Origin of the sequence: Xanthomonas arboricola (assembly GCF_003353015.1) — a bacterium.
Lineage (GTDB): Bacteria > Pseudomonadota > Gammaproteobacteria > Xanthomonadales > Xanthomonadaceae > Xanthomonas > Xanthomonas arboricola_E.
The window spans coordinates 517,458-532,768 of sequence record NZ_QREM01000010.1; the positions used below are offsets into that span (position 1 = coordinate 517,458).

At 69.2% G+C, this 15,311-nt stretch carries 10 protein-coding genes; 5 read left to right on the forward strand and 5 right to left on the reverse strand.

What is annotated here, in order from left to right; translation table 11 throughout:
- The first annotated feature begins 215 nt into the window (after window positions 1–215).
- A complete protein-coding gene (locus C0541_RS19725) occupies window positions 216–2,027 on the forward strand; it encodes a monovalent cation:proton antiporter-2 (CPA2) family protein (protein WP_115051054.1) in 1,812 nt (603 codons plus the stop codon).
- An 814-nt stretch (window positions 2,028–2,841) separates the two neighbouring features.
- Here the strand turns inward: C0541_RS19725 and zwf are convergent.
- From zwf to C0541_RS19750, 5 genes are all read right to left on the reverse strand, one after another.
- Window positions 2,842–4,680 carry a glucose-6-phosphate dehydrogenase gene (gene zwf / locus C0541_RS19730; protein ID WP_161960170.1) on the reverse strand — a complete coding sequence of 613 codons (1,839 nt, stop codon included), beginning with the start codon at window positions 4,678–4,680 and terminating at the stop codon, window positions 2,842–2,844.
- The gene (locus C0541_RS19735; protein WP_115051056.1) at window positions 4,677–6,476 is read right to left on the reverse strand and encodes a glycoside hydrolase family 15 protein; all 1,800 of its coding nucleotides are present in this window, start codon (window positions 6,474–6,476) and stop codon (window positions 4,677–4,679) included. The genes zwf and C0541_RS19735 overlap by 4 nt, the downstream gene beginning before the upstream one ends.
- A 63-nt stretch (window positions 6,477–6,539) precedes the next feature.
- Complete coding sequence (locus tag C0541_RS19740) at window positions 6,540–6,869, reverse strand: low molecular weight protein tyrosine phosphatase family protein (RefSeq protein WP_115051057.1); 330 nt, start codon at window positions 6,867–6,869, stop codon at window positions 6,540–6,542.
- A gap of 26 nt (window positions 6,870–6,895) precedes the next feature.
- Entirely contained in the window at window positions 6,896–10,216 is a 3,321-nt protein-coding gene (locus C0541_RS19745; RefSeq protein ID WP_115051058.1) for an ankyrin repeat domain-containing protein, read from the reverse strand.
- Window positions 10,209–10,469 carry a YcgL domain-containing protein gene (locus C0541_RS19750; RefSeq protein ID WP_115051190.1) on the reverse strand — a complete coding sequence of 87 codons (261 nt, stop codon included), beginning with the start codon at window positions 10,467–10,469 and terminating at the stop codon, window positions 10,209–10,211. The genes C0541_RS19745 and C0541_RS19750 overlap by 8 nt, the downstream gene beginning before the upstream one ends.
- 217 nt (window positions 10,470–10,686) lie before the next feature.
- On the opposite strand from C0541_RS19750, the gene C0541_RS19755 reads away from it, so the two are divergent.
- Genes C0541_RS19755 through C0541_RS19770 form a run of 4 tightly spaced genes read left to right on the forward strand, consistent with a single transcriptional unit; the run spans window position 10,687 to window position 15,093 of the window.
- On the forward strand, window positions 10,687–11,883 hold the full coding sequence (locus C0541_RS19755) for a beta-ketoacyl-[acyl-carrier-protein] synthase family protein (protein ID WP_115051059.1): 1,197 nt from the start codon (window positions 10,687–10,689) through the stop codon (window positions 11,881–11,883).
- Complete coding sequence (locus C0541_RS19760; RefSeq protein WP_115051060.1) at window positions 11,883–12,656, forward strand: beta-ketoacyl synthase chain length factor; 774 nt, start codon at window positions 11,883–11,885, stop codon at window positions 12,654–12,656. Before C0541_RS19755 ends, C0541_RS19760 begins: the two co-directional genes overlap by 1 nt.
- On the forward strand, window positions 12,653–13,474 hold the full coding sequence (locus C0541_RS19765; RefSeq protein ID WP_115051061.1) for a glycosyltransferase family 2 protein: 822 nt from the start codon (window positions 12,653–12,655) through the stop codon (window positions 13,472–13,474). Before C0541_RS19760 ends, C0541_RS19765 begins: the two co-directional genes overlap by 4 nt.
- Window positions 13,471–15,093, forward strand: coding sequence for an NAD(P)/FAD-dependent oxidoreductase (locus C0541_RS19770; RefSeq protein ID WP_115051062.1), 1,623 nt, complete (start codon window positions 13,471–13,473; stop codon window positions 15,091–15,093). Before C0541_RS19765 ends, C0541_RS19770 begins: the two co-directional genes overlap by 4 nt.
- Window positions 15,094–15,311 lie beyond the last annotated feature (218 nt).

Genomic DNA, 15,311 nt, shown 5'->3' on the forward strand with positions numbered 1-15,311 from the left:
CCTGCAACGGTGACTGCGTGCCCGCGTGCATGCCCGGCCATGCGGCCCGGTGATGCGGAACGCGGTGGTGCATTGCGGCCCGCGACGTGGTGCTGCCGGCTTGCAGCACCGCACCTGGGCACACCGCCAATCCACACAGTTGCACGCAGCGCACACCGATCCGGGCCAGCAGCCGACCGCGGGCGGCATAATGCGCATCTCAACGGAGAGTGCGCATGCATAGCGGTGGTCTGGAACTGGCTCTGGTGCTGATGCTGGCCGCCATCGTGGCGGTGCCGGTGTTCAAGCGCTTCGGCCTGGGCGCGGTGCTGGCCTATCTGGTTGCCGGTGTGGTGCTCGGCCCCGATGGCGTGGGCGTGGTGCAGGACGCCGAGCGCATCAGCGGCGCGGCCGAAATCGGCGTGGTGATGCTGTTGTTCGTGATCGGCCTGGAACTGTCGCCGGCCCGCTTGAAGGTGATGCGGCATTCGGTGTTCGGTGCCGGCGCCACCCAGGTGGTGGTGACCACGCTGATCCTGGGCGGCCTGCTGATGCTCGGCAACCTGGGCTGGAAAAGCGCGTTGATCGTCGGCGTGGCGCTGGCGTTGTCGTCCACCGCCGTGGGCCTGCAGCTGCTGGCCGAGCGCAAGGCGCTGGGCAGCGACTACGGGCGCCTGGCATTTGCCATCCTGCTGTTCCAGGACCTGATCGCCATTCCGTTGCTGGCGGCGATTCCGCTGCTGGGCGGCAGCAAGAACGCCACCCTGGAATGGCAGGACGTGGCCAAGGCGGTGGCGGCGCTGGCGCTGGTGATCCTGTGCGGGCGCTTCGTGCTGCGCTATCTGTTCAACATGGTGGCGCGCACGCGCATGCCGGAAGTGTTCACCGCCAGCGCCCTGCTGGTGGTGCTGGGCACCGCCTGGATCATGCAGGAAGCCGGATTGAGCGCCAGCCTGGGCGCGTTTCTGGCCGGTGTGCTGCTGGCCGATTCGGAATTCCGCCACGAGCTCGAATCGCAGATCGAGCCGTTCGAGGGCCTATTGCTGGGGCTGTTCTTCATCTCGGTCGGCATGGGCATCGACCTGAACCGGGTGGTCGCCGAACCGGGGCTGATCGCCGCCGGCGTGGCGATCCTGCTGCTGGTGAAGTTCTCGCTGCTGGTCGGGATCGGCACGGTCGCCAGGCTGCCGCTGCGCAGCAGCCTGATGCTCGGCAGCGTGCTGTGGCTGGGCGGCGAGTTCGCCTTCGTGGTGTTCAACGAGGCCGATCGCGTCGGCTTGCTGGAGCGCGCCAATCACGATCGCCTGGTGGCCATCGTCGGTGTCTCGATGGCGCTGACGCCGCTGTTGCTGCTGGGCATGCAACGCCTGCTCAACGGAACCTTGCGGGTGCAGGCAAACAAGCCAGAGCGGCCGTTCGACACCATCGACGCGCAGGCACCGCAAGTGCTGATCGCCGGCGTTGGCCGTTTCGGCCAGGTGGTGGCGCGCCTGCTCACCTCGCGCCACGTGCCGTTCGTCGCACTGGAGCACAACCCCGATACGGTGGAGGATATCCGCCGCTTCGGTGGCGAGCTGTACTACGGCGACCCGACCCGGCCCGAATTGCTGCGTGCCGCTGGCGCCGATCGCATCAAGGTGTTCGTGATCGCCGTGGACGACCCGGACACCAATATCAAGACGGTGCGGCTGATTCGCCGCCTGTATCCGCAGGCCACCGTGCTGGCGCGTGCACGCAATCGCCAGCATGCCTGGAAGCTGATGGACCTGGGCGCCGAGCCGTTCCGCGAGGTCTTCGCCTCCAGCCTGGAACTGAGCGAACGCGTGCTGACCTCGCTCGGCGTGGGCGACGCGCTCGCGCACGAACACGTCAAACGCTTCCGCAAGCACGACGAGGACCTGATACGTGCGCAGCACCTGGTCTATGACGACGAGGCCAAGGTGATCCAGACCTCGCGCGACGCACGCGCGGACCTGATGAATCTGTTCGAGGCCGACGTCAAGGCCGACGTGGACGGCGAACCCGCCCCCACCACGCAGGATCGCTAACCCTCCCGTAGGAGCGTGCCTGCGTGATCAGGCCGGTAGGAACGGCGAACCCACGCCCACCACACCGGAGCGCTACGCCTTTCGTAGGAGCGCGCTTGCGCGCGATGGGGCTCTATCGGTAACGCCTCATCGCGCGCAAGCGCGCTCCTACATGGGTGTTCTTCATCGTTCGTCGGGGTGCAGTCGATGCCTTGGGGCAACCTGCATGCAAGCGTTTGATCGCGCCTACGTGATCAGGCCGATGGAGACGGCGAACCCACACCCACCACGCCGGAGCGCTACGCCTTTCGTAGGAGCGCGCTTGCGCGCGATGGGGCTCTATCGGTAACGCCCCATCGCGCGCAAGCGCGCTCCTACATGGGTGTTCTTCGTCGTTCGTCGGGGTGCAGTCGATGCCTTGGGGGCAACCTGCATGCGAGCGTTTGATCGCACCTGCGTGATCAGGCCGATGGAGACGGCGAACCCACGCCCACCACGCCGCAGCGCTACGCCTTTCGTAGGAGCGTGCCTGCGCGCGACGGGGCTCTATCGGTAACGCCCCATCGCGCGCAAGCGCGCTCCTACATGGGTGTTCTTCGTCGTTCGCCGGGGTGCAGTCGATGCCTTGGGGCAACCTGCATGCAAGCGTTTGATCGCACCTGCGTGATCAGGCCGATGGAGACGGCGAACCCACACCCACCACACCGGAGCGCTACGCCTTTCGTAGGAGCGTGCCTGCGCGCGACGGGGCTCTATCGGTAACGCCCCATCGCGCGCGAGCGCGCTCCTACGCGGATGTCCATGTGTGCGTGCGGCTGCTTGGCGCGCGCATCCCTCAGCGACGCGGTGTGCGCGCTGCGGTCTTGCTGGCCGGGGCCTTCGCTGCGCCCTTGCCGGTCACAGCCGTGCCAACGGTCTTCGCAGCGGCCTTGGTGACCTTCCTGACCGGCGCCTTTGCGAGCTTCCTGGCTGGTGCCTTCGTGAGCTTGCTGGCTGGTACCTTTTTGACGTTCTTGGCCGGTGCCTCGGTGACCTGCTTGGCTGGCGCCTTGGCACCCTTGGTGGCCTTCCTGGCCGTCTTCCCGGTGGCTTTCTTGACCGGCGTCGTCGCGCTGCCGCGTACGTCCGGTGCACGGCGCGGCGGGGGCTTGCGGCCCGGGGTGAGCGCGCGCCAGGCGTGCCCGCCATTCATGGCCAGCAAGGCGTCGGCGGCCGAGGGGCCGGCGCTGCCGGCCGCGTAATTGGGGAAATCGCTGGGCGGTTGTTTCCAGGCATCCAGGATCGGCTGCACGATGCGCCAGGCGCCTTCCACCATCGCCGCGTCCTGGAACAGACCGGCTTCGCCGTTCATGCAGTCCTGCAGCAGGCGCTCGTAGCCCACCGTATATTCCTTGGGGAACCAGTCGCGGTAGCGGAAGTCCATGCGCACCGGGGCCAGGCTGACCTGCGCGCCGGGGCGCTTGACGTCGAACTGCAGCGAAATGCCTTCGTCGGGCTGGATGTGCAGCACCAGCCAATCGGGGCCGTAACCGCCCACTTCGGTGCTGCGGAACGGCGCGAGCGGCGCCGGCTTGAAGCGGATCGCGATCTCGGTGGTGCGCTCGCGCAGCCGCTTGCCGGTACGCAGGTAGAACGGCACGCCGGCCCAGCGCCAGGTGTCGACCTGCAGCTTCATCGCCACGTAGGTTTCGGTTTCCGAATCGTCCGGCACCGTGTCTTCTTCGCGATACCCCGGCACGGCGCTGCGGTTGACCGCGCCGGAGGCGTACTGGCCGCGCACCACGTCTTCGGGCTTGATGGGGCGCACCGCTTCGATCACTTCGGCGCGGCGGCGGTGCATCGCCTCGGTGGTGAACGCGGCCGGCGGCTCCATCGCAATCATCGCCAGCAACTGGAACAGGTGATTGGGCACCATGTCGCGCAGGCAGCCGGTGGGATCGTAGAAGCGTCCACGCCCTTCCACCCCGATGGTCTCGGCGGCAGTGATCTGCACATGATCGATGCGGTCGCGGTTCCACACCGGCTCGAACAAGCCATTGGCGAAGCGGAACGCCAGGATGTTCTGCACGGTTTCCTTGCCCAGGAAATGGTCGATGCGGAACACCTGATCCTCGTGCAGCACCTTGGCGACGGTGGCATTGAGCGCGACGGCACTGGGCAGGTCGTGGCCGAAGGGTTTTTCCACGATCACCCGACGCCAGCCTTCGCCCTCGCGTTGCCTGACCAGCCCCGCTTCGCCCAGGTTGAGCAGCACCGGCTCGAAGAAGCGCGCGGCGGTGGCCAGGTAAAACAGCACGTTGCCCTGGGTGCCGTAGCGCTTGTGCAGTTTCTCCAGCGCGCCATCCAGCGTTTGATAGGCGCCCAGGTCGGTGAAATCGCCGCGCAGGTAATGCATGCGCTCGCGCAGCCACTCCCAGGTGTCGGTGTCGAACTCGTCGGTCTGGAACTCGGCATCGCGGCTGCTGAGCAGCGCGGTCATCGACTGGCCCATCATCGTGCGCCACGACCGCTCGCTGATGTCGCCGTGGTCCATGCCGACGATGGCGAACTGCTCGCCCAGTGCGCCGGAGCGGCGCAGGTTGTACAGCGCCGGCATCACCAGGCGCTTGGTCAGATCGCCGCGTGCACCGAACACCACGATGATGCACGGCGGGGTTGTGGCTTGTTCATTCATGGATGTGTTTCCTCTTCGCCCATGCGTCCGTGCAGGCGCAGCGCCGCATTGACCAGAGCCACGTGGGAATACCCTTGCGGGAAGTTGCCGAGCATGCGCTTGTTGCGCGGGTCGTACTCCTCGGCGAGCAGGCCCACGTCGTTGCACAACCCGAGCAGACGTTCGAGCAGCATGCGCGCCTGCTCGGTGCGCCCGAGCATGGCGTAGTTTTCCACCAGCCAGAAGCTGCAGGCAAGGAAGGTGCCCTCGCCGGCCGGCAATCCGTCGGCGCTGTCGTCGGCGCGATAGCGTTCGACCAGTCCATCGACGGTCAGGTCGCGTGCGATCGCATCGGCGGTGGCGGCGATGCGCGGATCCTCCGCCGGCAGGAATCCCACGATCGGGATCAGCAGCAGCGACGCGTCCAGGCGGTCGGAGCCATAGCTCTGCACGAAGTGCCCATCCGGGTGCACGCCTTTTTCCAGCACTTCGGCGCGGATTTCCTCGGCGATGCGGCCCCAGTGCGCGCGCTTGGCCGCATCGGCTTGGGTGATGCCATCGCGTGCACCGCAATCGAACGCCAGCCACGCCATCACCTTGGAATGCACGAAATGACGGCGCTCGTCGCGGATCTCCCAGATGCCTTCGTCGGGCAGGCGCCACAGCGTTTCCAGCGTCTCCAGCACTTTTTCCAGCAACGAGGCCGACGAGCCATCGTCGTCGGACGGCGGCGCCACGCCCTTTTCGCGCGCGTAGTGGAACGCGCCGATCAACTCGCCGTAGACATCGAGCTGGAACTGGTCCACCGCGCCATTGCCGATACGCACCGGACCGGAGTTTTCATAGCCGGGCAGCCAGTGCGCCTCCCATTCCTGCAGCCGGCGTTCGCCGGCGATGCCGTAGAGCGCCTGCAGCTGGTCCGGCGAACCGGCGATGGCGCGCTGCACCCAATCGCGGAAGGCTTCTGCTTCGTCGCGATACCCGGCCTGCAGCAGGGCGATCAGCGTGAACACCGAATCGCGCAGCCAGCAGTAGCGGTAATCCCAGTTGCGGGTACCGCCCAGATGCTCGGGCAGCGAGGCCGTCGGCGCAGCGACGATACCGCCGGTGGGCAGATAGCTGAGCCCCTTCAACACCACCAGCGAGCGACGCACCTGCTCGGTCCAGGGGCCGACATCGGTGCAGCGACGTGCCCAGCCATGCCAGAACGCAGCCGTGCGTTGCAGGGCCCGTTCCGGATCGATCGCCGCCGGCGTGGGCTGATGCGACAGGCCGTGGCTGAGCAGGAACCAGGTGCTCTGGCCCTGACCCAGCGTGAAGTCGGCTTCGGTGCCCATGTCCTCGCCGTGCAGCGCCTGCGGCGAGCGCAGGGCGAGCTGGTCGGGCCCGGCGATGGCGCGGATGCCGCCGTCGATACGCGTCACCCAGGGCACGGTGCGGCCGTAGTTGAAGCGGAAGGTCAGGCGCATGTGCATCGGTACCTGGCCCTGCACGCAACGCACGATCCGCACCAGGTGCTGGTGGCCGTCGCCTTCCTCGCTGGCGACCATGAAGTCGACCAGTTCCACCGTGCCGGTGTCGGTGTGCATGCGCGTGCACAACACCAGGCTGTCGTCTTCGTAGGCACGTTCGCTGCGGAAGTCGCCGGCCGGCGACAACGCCCATTGCCCGTGCTGCTCATCGCCCAGCAGGGATGCGAAAAACGCATCGGAATCGAAACGTGGCAGACACAGCCAGTCGATGGTGCCACGGTGATCGACCAGGGCCGCGCTGTGGCAATTGCCCAGCATGGCGTGGTCTTCGATACGCACGCTCATCGTAGAGGCGCTTCCTTCGTGCGAGGGAGCCGGCAGTCTTGCATGCGCGGTGTCGGGATCAGGTTACGAGAGCGCCGGCAGACGCAGCAATGGTGGCACCGTGTGTTCCAGCCGACGGATCAGTGCCGGGTCCATGTAGACGTAGTCGTCGGGAATGTGCAGACAGGCCACCCGGCAATGGCGCAGATGCGCGGCGAAGCGTCTGCGCAACAGCTGCAGATGGCGGCGCTCCATCACCAGCACCAGCTGCGCCTCGTGCAACAGCTCCGGGGTGAGCTGCACGTCGGCATCGGCGGCCAGCCCGGCCGATTGCGTCTGCACGCCCGGCCAGTCGGCGAACACGCGCTCGGCGGTGGGGCTGCGCAGCCGGTTGCGGCTGCACACGAACAGCACCTGCAGCGGTGCGCCGCCGCGCCGGCTCAGCGGCCTTCGCGCAGGAAGCGCGCCATCGAGGACACACCCGGCAAGGCAGGTTCGAACTGGCCGGCCACGTCGATGAAACCACGCATGACCGCGATCTCGCGCGGGGTGCGGTTGAGCGCGTCGCGGCGGTCGGCATCGGCGCCGGCCCGCAGCAGGCGCTGCACCAGCAGCGGCAGGCCGTGCAGTGCAGCCAGGTGTAGCGGGCCGAACCCACGTTGATCGGCCACGTCCAGCGAGACGTCTTCGTCGAGCAGGCGTTCGACCCCGCCCAGCACCACCTGCTCGTCGCAGGCGGTGCCCGGTTCGGCGCGCGCGCCCAGCAACAGCAGCAGCGGGCTGACCCGGCCACCGGCCAGGTAGTCCGGGTCGGCACCGGCCAGCAGCAAGGTATCCAGCAGGGCCAGCAGGCGGCTCTTGTCGCGCGCGGTGAAGCCGTACAGCGCGGCGCAGTGCAGCGGCGCCAGGCCCTGGTCGTCGTTGGCGTGCACGTCGGCCGCGGCGGTGAGCAGGCGCGCCACGATATCCGGCAGCCCCAGCGCGCAGGCCAGCATCAGCACGGTGACGCCGCCGGGCAGGCGGTGCTCGATCTGCGCGCCGGCCTGCAGCAACGCGGCTACGATCTCGGTCTGGCGCATGCTCACCGCGGCCGACAACGGCGTGGCGCCGCTATTGGCTGCACGTTGCGGATCGGCGCCGCGCCCAAGCAGATGCGCCACCACGCCGAGATGGCCGCCACCGGCCGCACGCAGCAGCGCGGTGCAGCCCTGTGCATCGACGGCGTCGACCGGCAGGCCGAGATCGATCAGGCGACGCACCGCATCGGTGTCGCCGGCCATCGCGGCCGCCGGCACATCCGCTTCGCGCAGGCTGCGGTGCGGCAGCGACCAGATGCGCCAGTCCAGCCAGTCGGCCAGGTCGCGGCGGCCGATCGACAGCGCCACGCCCAATGGGGTCTGCCCGTCGGCAGCACGCGCTTCCGGCGAAGCGCCCTGTTTGACCAGCAATTTCAGCGAGGCCTCGCGGCCCAGCGCGGTGGCCAGATGCAGCGCGGTCATGCCGTGGCTGTCGCGCGCCTCGCGGTCCACGCCGTGTTCCAGCAACCACTGCTGCAGGCGCAGCCAGCCCAGCCGCACCGCCAGCGACAACGGCGGATCGCCGGCCGCCGACGCGGCGAACGGGTCGGCGCCGCGTTCGAGCAATTCCAGCGCGAACTGTTCCAGCCCGCGCGATGCCGCATCGTGCTGCACGCAGGCGCTGAGCAGCCGCGTCAGCCCGCCCGCACCGGCCGGCGACACCCCATGGCGCAGCAGCGCCTGCAGCGCCGGCACCGCCTCCACGCCCCGCGACAGCAGCGCAAACATCGGCACATCGCCGCAGGCATCGCACACGTCGGCATCGGCGCCGTGGCGCAGCAGCCAGTCCACCGCATCGGCGTTCAAGGCCAGCTGCGCATCGTGCAGCAGGCCGCCAAGTTCTTCCGGGCCGCACAGGCGGGCCAGCGCGACAAGGCCGTCGCGTTGGCCGAACTGCAGGCCTTCGCGCAGCAGCACCAGGGGCGGGCGATCGGGCAGCAGCGCAACGCCAGGGGTGTCGCCGTGCGCATCGCTGACCGCCGCCGGCAACGGATAGCCGGGGTCGAGCAATTGCACGATCGCCCAGCGCCCGGCTTCGGCGGCCACATCCACCGCGCGCCGGCCGTGCGCGTCGCTGCTGTCGGCCGGCACCTGCAGGTCGAGCAGGCGCCGGATCAGCGCCGGCGACACGTTGTCGGCGGCGCAGGCCAGCATCACCGCGTTGCGGCCCTCGCCATCGACGGCCAGCACATCGGCCTTGCGTGCGACCAGGCGTTCGAGCACGCCGCTACGCGCCTGCCGCGCCGCATCCAGCCAGGGCGTGCGGCCGAGCAGGTCACGCGCTTCCAGGTTGGCGCCGGCCGCCAGCAGCGCTTCGACGATGTCGCCGTGCCCGGCCACTGCGGCTTCGTGCAGGGCACTGCGGCGCTGACGGTCGCGCGCATCCACGCGCGCCTTGTGCTTGAGCAGCAGCTGCACGCCGGCCGGGTCGTCTTCCTCGGTGCCGGCCGCGGCCAGCAGCACCGGCGCGCCGCCGTCCGGTTCGGAGTGGGCACCGCGTTCCAGCAGGAACTTGGCCAGCCGCCAGTTGCCGACCTGGCAGGCCATCGCCAGCGGCGAGTGGCCTTCCTTGTTGAGCGCATCGAGTTCGGCGGCGGCATCGCGCAGCAGCGCGGCCACGCCCGGGTCGGAACTGCGCACCGCGTGATGCAGCGGCGTGTTGCCGTCGTTGTCGCTGGCGCGCGGGTCCGCGCCATTGGCCAGCAGGGTCATCACCGCGTCCGGGCGACCGTGCCAGCTGTCGCGCGTGGCGGCCAGCAACGGCGTCATGCCGCGATGCGGCTGGTTGACGTCGACACGGCGCACGATCAGCTCGCGCAGCAGGCGCAGGTCCGGCAGCACCGCGGCCAGCGCGGGCAGGCTGCGTTGGTCGCGCCATTCCGGCAGCGGCATCGCCTGCGGGTCCGCACCCGCGTCGAGCAACTGCAGCGCGCGGTCCACACGTCCGCTGCGCGCGGCCTCGAACAGCTCGGGCACCAGTTGATGCCGGGCCACCGGCTCCAGCGGACGCGGCTCGGCCGCCGCTTCGGAGAAGAAATCGGCCGCCTGCGGGGCCGCCGGGGCATCGCTGCGCACCGGCGCGGCGGTGCGTTGCAACAGCAGATGGGCGGCCGGCAGCAGCACGCTGGCGGCGATCGCCAGACTCCAGCGCAAGCTGCTCGACAACCAGCCCGGCCAGGCCAGCGCCACCACCAGCGTGCACATCGCCAGCACCAGTACCGCCGCCAGCAGGCCGCGCCAGGCGTGCAATGCCTGCGTCGCCAGCGCATGCCAGCGCGGGGCCAGGGCGCCGCCATCGCGCTCGACCTCGCCCCACAGCGGCCAGGTCCGCCACAGCCCGAGCAGCGCGGCGCTCACCGCCACGCTCAAGGCCAACGCGGCCGCCAGGCTGCCGCTGTCGCGCAGGGCGGTCAGCGGCCAGCTGATCAGGGCGGCCAGCACCAGCAGGCCCACGCCCCAGATCGTCAGCAGCGGCGGCAAGGCCTGCGCGACCGCGCGCGGCGGGCTGGGCAATGCGCGGGTACCGCGCGCCCACGACACCGCCAGCGCGAACGCCGGCTGCGCCAGCCACAGCGCCACCGCGGCAACACCGCCGCCGATGCCGCCCAGCAACGACAACGCCACGCCGGCCGCCCCGGCCAGCGCTGCGGCACGCACGCGTGCGGCCCGTGCGGCCTCAGTCATAGTCGCACTCGCCCGCCAGCACCACCGTCTTGGGCAGCTGCAGATAGAAGCCATGCCTGCCGAGTGCATCGCGCACCGTGGCCACGTCGGCCTGCGCCAGGCGGCGCTCCGGCGTCAACGCCACCTCCAGCACGAACGCGAACGGCGCCAGCTGCGCGTGCACGGCGGCGGGAAGACCGGAGAAGTCGTCGCGCGTGGCGAGATAGACGAAGGTGTCCTGCTTGCGTTGGCTTTTATAGACGTAGGCGTGCATGCGCGCGTGGTCGCGCTCGATCGGCAAGTGTGTCGCAGGATTGTGTCCCAATTGCGCCGATGGCGAAAGCGCGGCAGCACGCGAAAAGTCCTGCCCCGTCAGCGACATGACCGGCTTGTTCAGTTGCGCCATCGACGGGAGGCGGACCCGCCATCGATATACTGAGCCCACTTTTTGCCAGCAGATCACCGTGAGCCAAGCGCAGCATCCGTCCCAGATGGCCCCGGTCGCCGTCACCGCCTTTACCTCCACCACCGCGCTCGGCGCCGGGCTCGATGCCCAGGCTGCCGCGCTGGCCGCGCGCCGCAGCGGCATGCGTCGCAACGATTTCGGCCCGCAGCCGCTGCCCTGCTGGATCGGCCGCGTGCAGGACGTGGAAGACGTCGTCCTGCCGCCATCCCTGCAAGGCTGGGACTGCCGCAACAATCGCCTGGCCTGGCTGGCCCTGCAGCAGGACGGCATGGCCCAGGCCGTGCAGGCCGCCGCGCAGCGCTACGGCGCCGAGCGCGTGGCGGTGATCATCGGCACCTCCACCTCCAGCATCGGCGCCAGCGAGGAGGCCTATACGCGCCTGGTCGAAGACGCCGACGGCGCGCGCTTCCCCGACGATCTGGATCGCCCGATCGTGCACACCCCGCACTCGCTGGGCGACTTCGTGCAGCACGCCACCGGCCTGCGCGGCCCCAGCGTGACCGTGGCCACCGCCTGTTCGTCCAGCGCCAAGGTGTTCGCCCAGGCCGCGCGCCTGATCGATGCCGGGGTGGTGGATGCCGCCCTGGTCGGCGGCGTGGATACCTTGTGCGGCAGCGTGCTGTTCGGCTTCAACTCGCTGCAGGTGGTGGCACCGGAGCTGTGCCAGCCGTTCGATGCGCGCCGGGTCGGCCTGAGCCTGGGCGAGGCCGGCGGCTTCGCCCTGCTCGAACGTCCCGCCGCCGCACCGGAGGCCATGCTGTGGCTGTACGGCTATGGCGAATCCAGCGATGCGCACCACATGTCCGCCCCGCATCCGCAGGGCCTGGGCGCGCAGCTGGCGATGCGCGGTGCGCTCGACCGCGCCGGCCTGGACGCCGATGCGGTGGGCTATCTGAACCTGCACGGCACCGCCACCCCGGCCAACGACAGCGTGGAGGCAGCCGCGGTGGCGGCGATCTTCCCCGCCACCCTGCACGCCAGTTCGACCAAGGCCTGGACCGGCCACACCCTGGGTGCGGCCGGCATCGTCGAATCGGTGATCGCGCTGCTGGCGCTGCGCGACGGCGTGCTGCCGGGCACGCTCAACAGCGCCGTGCCCGACCCGGCCTGTGGCCCGCAGATCCGTTTCGACAATGCCCATTCCAAGATCGATTACGCGATGAACAACTCCTTCGGTTTTGGCGGCAACAACTGTTCGCTGCTGTTCGGGCGGGCCCGCTGATGCTGGCTGCCACCCTCGAGGGAATCGGTTTCTGGACCCAGGGCCTGCCGAGCTGGGACGCCGCGGCGGCCTTCGTCCGTGACGGCACGCTGCAGGACACCGGGGCACGCCCGGCGCCGCAGCTGCTGGCCGCCAACGAACGCCGCCGCGCACCGGACACGGTGGCGGTCTCGCTGGAGGCGGCGCTGGCCGCCTGCACCGCCGCCGGCCGCGAACCGGCCAGCCTGCCGTCGATCTTTACCTCCACCTACGGCGATCTGGCCATCTCCGACTACATGTGCACCACCCTGGCCAGCGACCCGTTGGCAATCTCGCCGACCAAGTTCCACAACTCGGTGCACAACGCCGCGGCCGGCTACTGGACCATCGGCGCCGGGGCGATGACCCCGGCCACGGCGATCAGCGCCAGCCTGGGCAGCTTCGCGCAGGGCCTGCTGGAGGCGTTGGTGCAACGCGCCGCCGGCATGGACGCGGTGCTGCTGGCCGGCTACGACGCCCGCTCGGTCGGGCCGCTGGGCCGGGTCGCGCCCAGCCAGGGGCTGCTTGGCGGCGCGCTGGTGCTGGGCGCGCCCGGCCAGGCCGGCAAGCCGCAGCTGCGGGCATGGCTGGACGACGGCACGCCGACACCGGGCGAGGGCCCGTTGTCGCGGCAGGTCGCCGGCAATGCGATGGCGCCGATGCTGCCGCTGTTCGACCTGCTCGCCGCCGGTGGCGGGCGGGTGGCGCTGTACGCCGGCCCGGGCCGGGTGTTGCAGCTGGAGGTCCAGCAGTGAGCCGGCAGCCGCTGACCCGCGAGGACACCGCGATCCTGGTGCCGGCCCTGAACGAGTCGCTGCGCATCCGCGAAGTGGTCAACGATGCGCTGACCTATTGCTCCAACGTGATCGTGATCGACGACGGCTCCGATGACGGCACCGCCGACTGCATCGCCGGCCTGCCGATCACCCTGATCCGGCATCCGCAGCGCAAGGGCAAGGGCGCCGCGTTGCGCAGCGGGTTTGCGCAGGCGCAGCGGATGGGCATGCGCGCGGTGATGACCATGGACGGCGACGGCCAGCACAAGGCGGCCGATTTCCCGCGCCTGTTGGCCGCGGCCAACCGCCACCCCGGCTGCGTCATCGTCGGCGCCCGCATGCGCAAGCGCGCCACCCAGCCCACCATCCGCCGCATCGGCAACGATTTCGGCGACTGGGGCATCGCCTGGGCCTGCGGCTTCCAGCTGGTCGACAGCCAGAGCGGCCAGCGCCTGTATCCGGCCTCGGTATTCACCCTGCCCGACGTGCCCGGCGAAGGCTTCGTGTTCGAAGCGCAGCTGCTGATTTCCGCCGCGCGCCAGGCCGGCGCGCGCGTGGTCGCGGTGCCGATCGAAACCCGCTACGCCGGCACCTCGCCGGGCACCTTCCGCAAGAGCCATTTCCGGCTGGTGCGCGACCTGTGGGAAATCACCTCGCATGTGGTCGTGCAGGCCTGGAGCTATGGGCATATCTGGCGCGAGTACCGCCGCGTGCGCGCCAACCCGGTGCTGATCGACGACGCCGACGGCGAATTTGCTACTGTGCCCGCGGTCACCAGGAACAAGCCTTCCCCATGAATGCACAGCGTGCCGATGTCGTTATCACCGGTGGTGGCCTGGCCGGCCTGAGCCTGGCGCTGCAGCTGCGCCAGCGCGACCCCGAACTCGCGATCACCGTGCTGGAGCGCCGCGCGCACCCGGTGCGCGAGGCCGCGTTCAAGGTCGGCGAATCCACGGTGGAAATCGGCGCGCATTATTTCGCCGACGTGCTGGGCCTGCGCGAGCATCTGGAGACCGAGCAGATCCGCAAGTTCGGTTTCCGCTTCTTCTTTTCCGACAGGCGCCAGGACATCGACCGCTGCACCGAGCTGGGCGTCAGCCAGATCCTGCCGACGCCGTCGTGGCAGATCGATCGCGGCCGCTTCGAGAATTTCCTCGGCGAGCGCGCCCGCGCGCAGGGCATCACGTTTGTCGACGGCTGCAGCGTCAAGGGCGTGGACCTGTCCGATGACGAGGCCGACCATGCCGTGCGCTACGAGCGCGCAGGCGAGGCCGGCACGCTGCGCGCACGCTGGGTGGTGGATGCCAGTGGCCGCGCCGGCCTGCTCAAGCGCAAGCTCGGCCTGGCGCAGGACAACGCGCACGACGCCAACGCGGTGTGGTGGCGCGTGGAAGGCCTGATCGACCCCAATGGCTGGTCGCAGGACAGCAGCTGGCTGCAGCGCTGCACGCCGCCGGACCGGTGGCGTTCGACCAACCACATGTGCGGGCCGGGCTACTGGTTCTGGTTGATTCCGCTGTCGTCCGGTGCGCATTCGCTGGGCATCGTCTGCGATGCGTCCATGCATCCGCTGGACAGCATGAACACGCATGAAAAAGCGATGACCTGGCTGCGCACGCATCAGCCGCAGGTCGCCGCCACGCTCGACAAGGCCGACTACCGGCTGCAGGACTTCCTGTTCCTGCGCAACTTCTCCTATGGCTGCACGCAGGTGTTCTCGCCGCAGCGCTGGGCGCTGACCGGCGAGGCGGGCTTGTTCCTGGACCCGTTCTACTCGCCCGGCAGCGACTTCATCGCGATTTCCAATACCTACATCTGCGAACTGATTGGCCGCGACCGCGCCGGCAGGTCACTCAGCCCGTATGTCGAGCTGTACCAGCAGCTGTATTTCTCGTTCTACGAAAACACCCTGACCCTGTATCAGGATCAGTACACGCTGTTCGGCGACGCGCAGGTGATGCCGGTCAAGGTGATCTGGGATTACACCTACTACTGGTCGCTGCTGGCGCCGCTGTTCTGCAGCGGACGGATCGCCGACCTCAGCCTGCTCTCGCGCATGAAGTCCGATTTCTTCTACGCGCGCGACATGAATCTGGCAATGCAGCGCGTGCTGCACGACTGGGGCCAGCACAACACTGCAAAAGGCCTGGCCAGCGACGACGGGCGCCTGCTCGATCAATACCTGATCGGCTGGTTCAACGAACTCAATGGCGCCTTGAACGACACCCTCGACGACGATGCCTTTGCCGCACGCATCCACAGCAACGTGGCGCAGATGTCGGTGCTGGCACGCGAGATCCTGCAGCAGGCACGCCAGCGCCATGCCGCACTGCCGGACCATGGGCTGGACGCCCTGACCGCCAACGCCATCGGCGAGCCCATCCTCACCGCCGCCTGGTACGCCGACGCAGCGTGAGCTTGAAAACCGCGCCGGCAACGGCGCGCTTTTTCTGGATCCGCGTTGGCTTGATCCAAATGCCGGATCGGAAGACGCCGATCAAACCGCAACGCATCGAACGGCCGCGCGAGGTGCATTGCTTGCACAGGCACACCACCCATCTCGCCCGGTCCTTGCCCGCCCACCGTCGCGGGACCTTACGCGGCAGGGATGCCGCGTAAGAGCCTCCATGGACG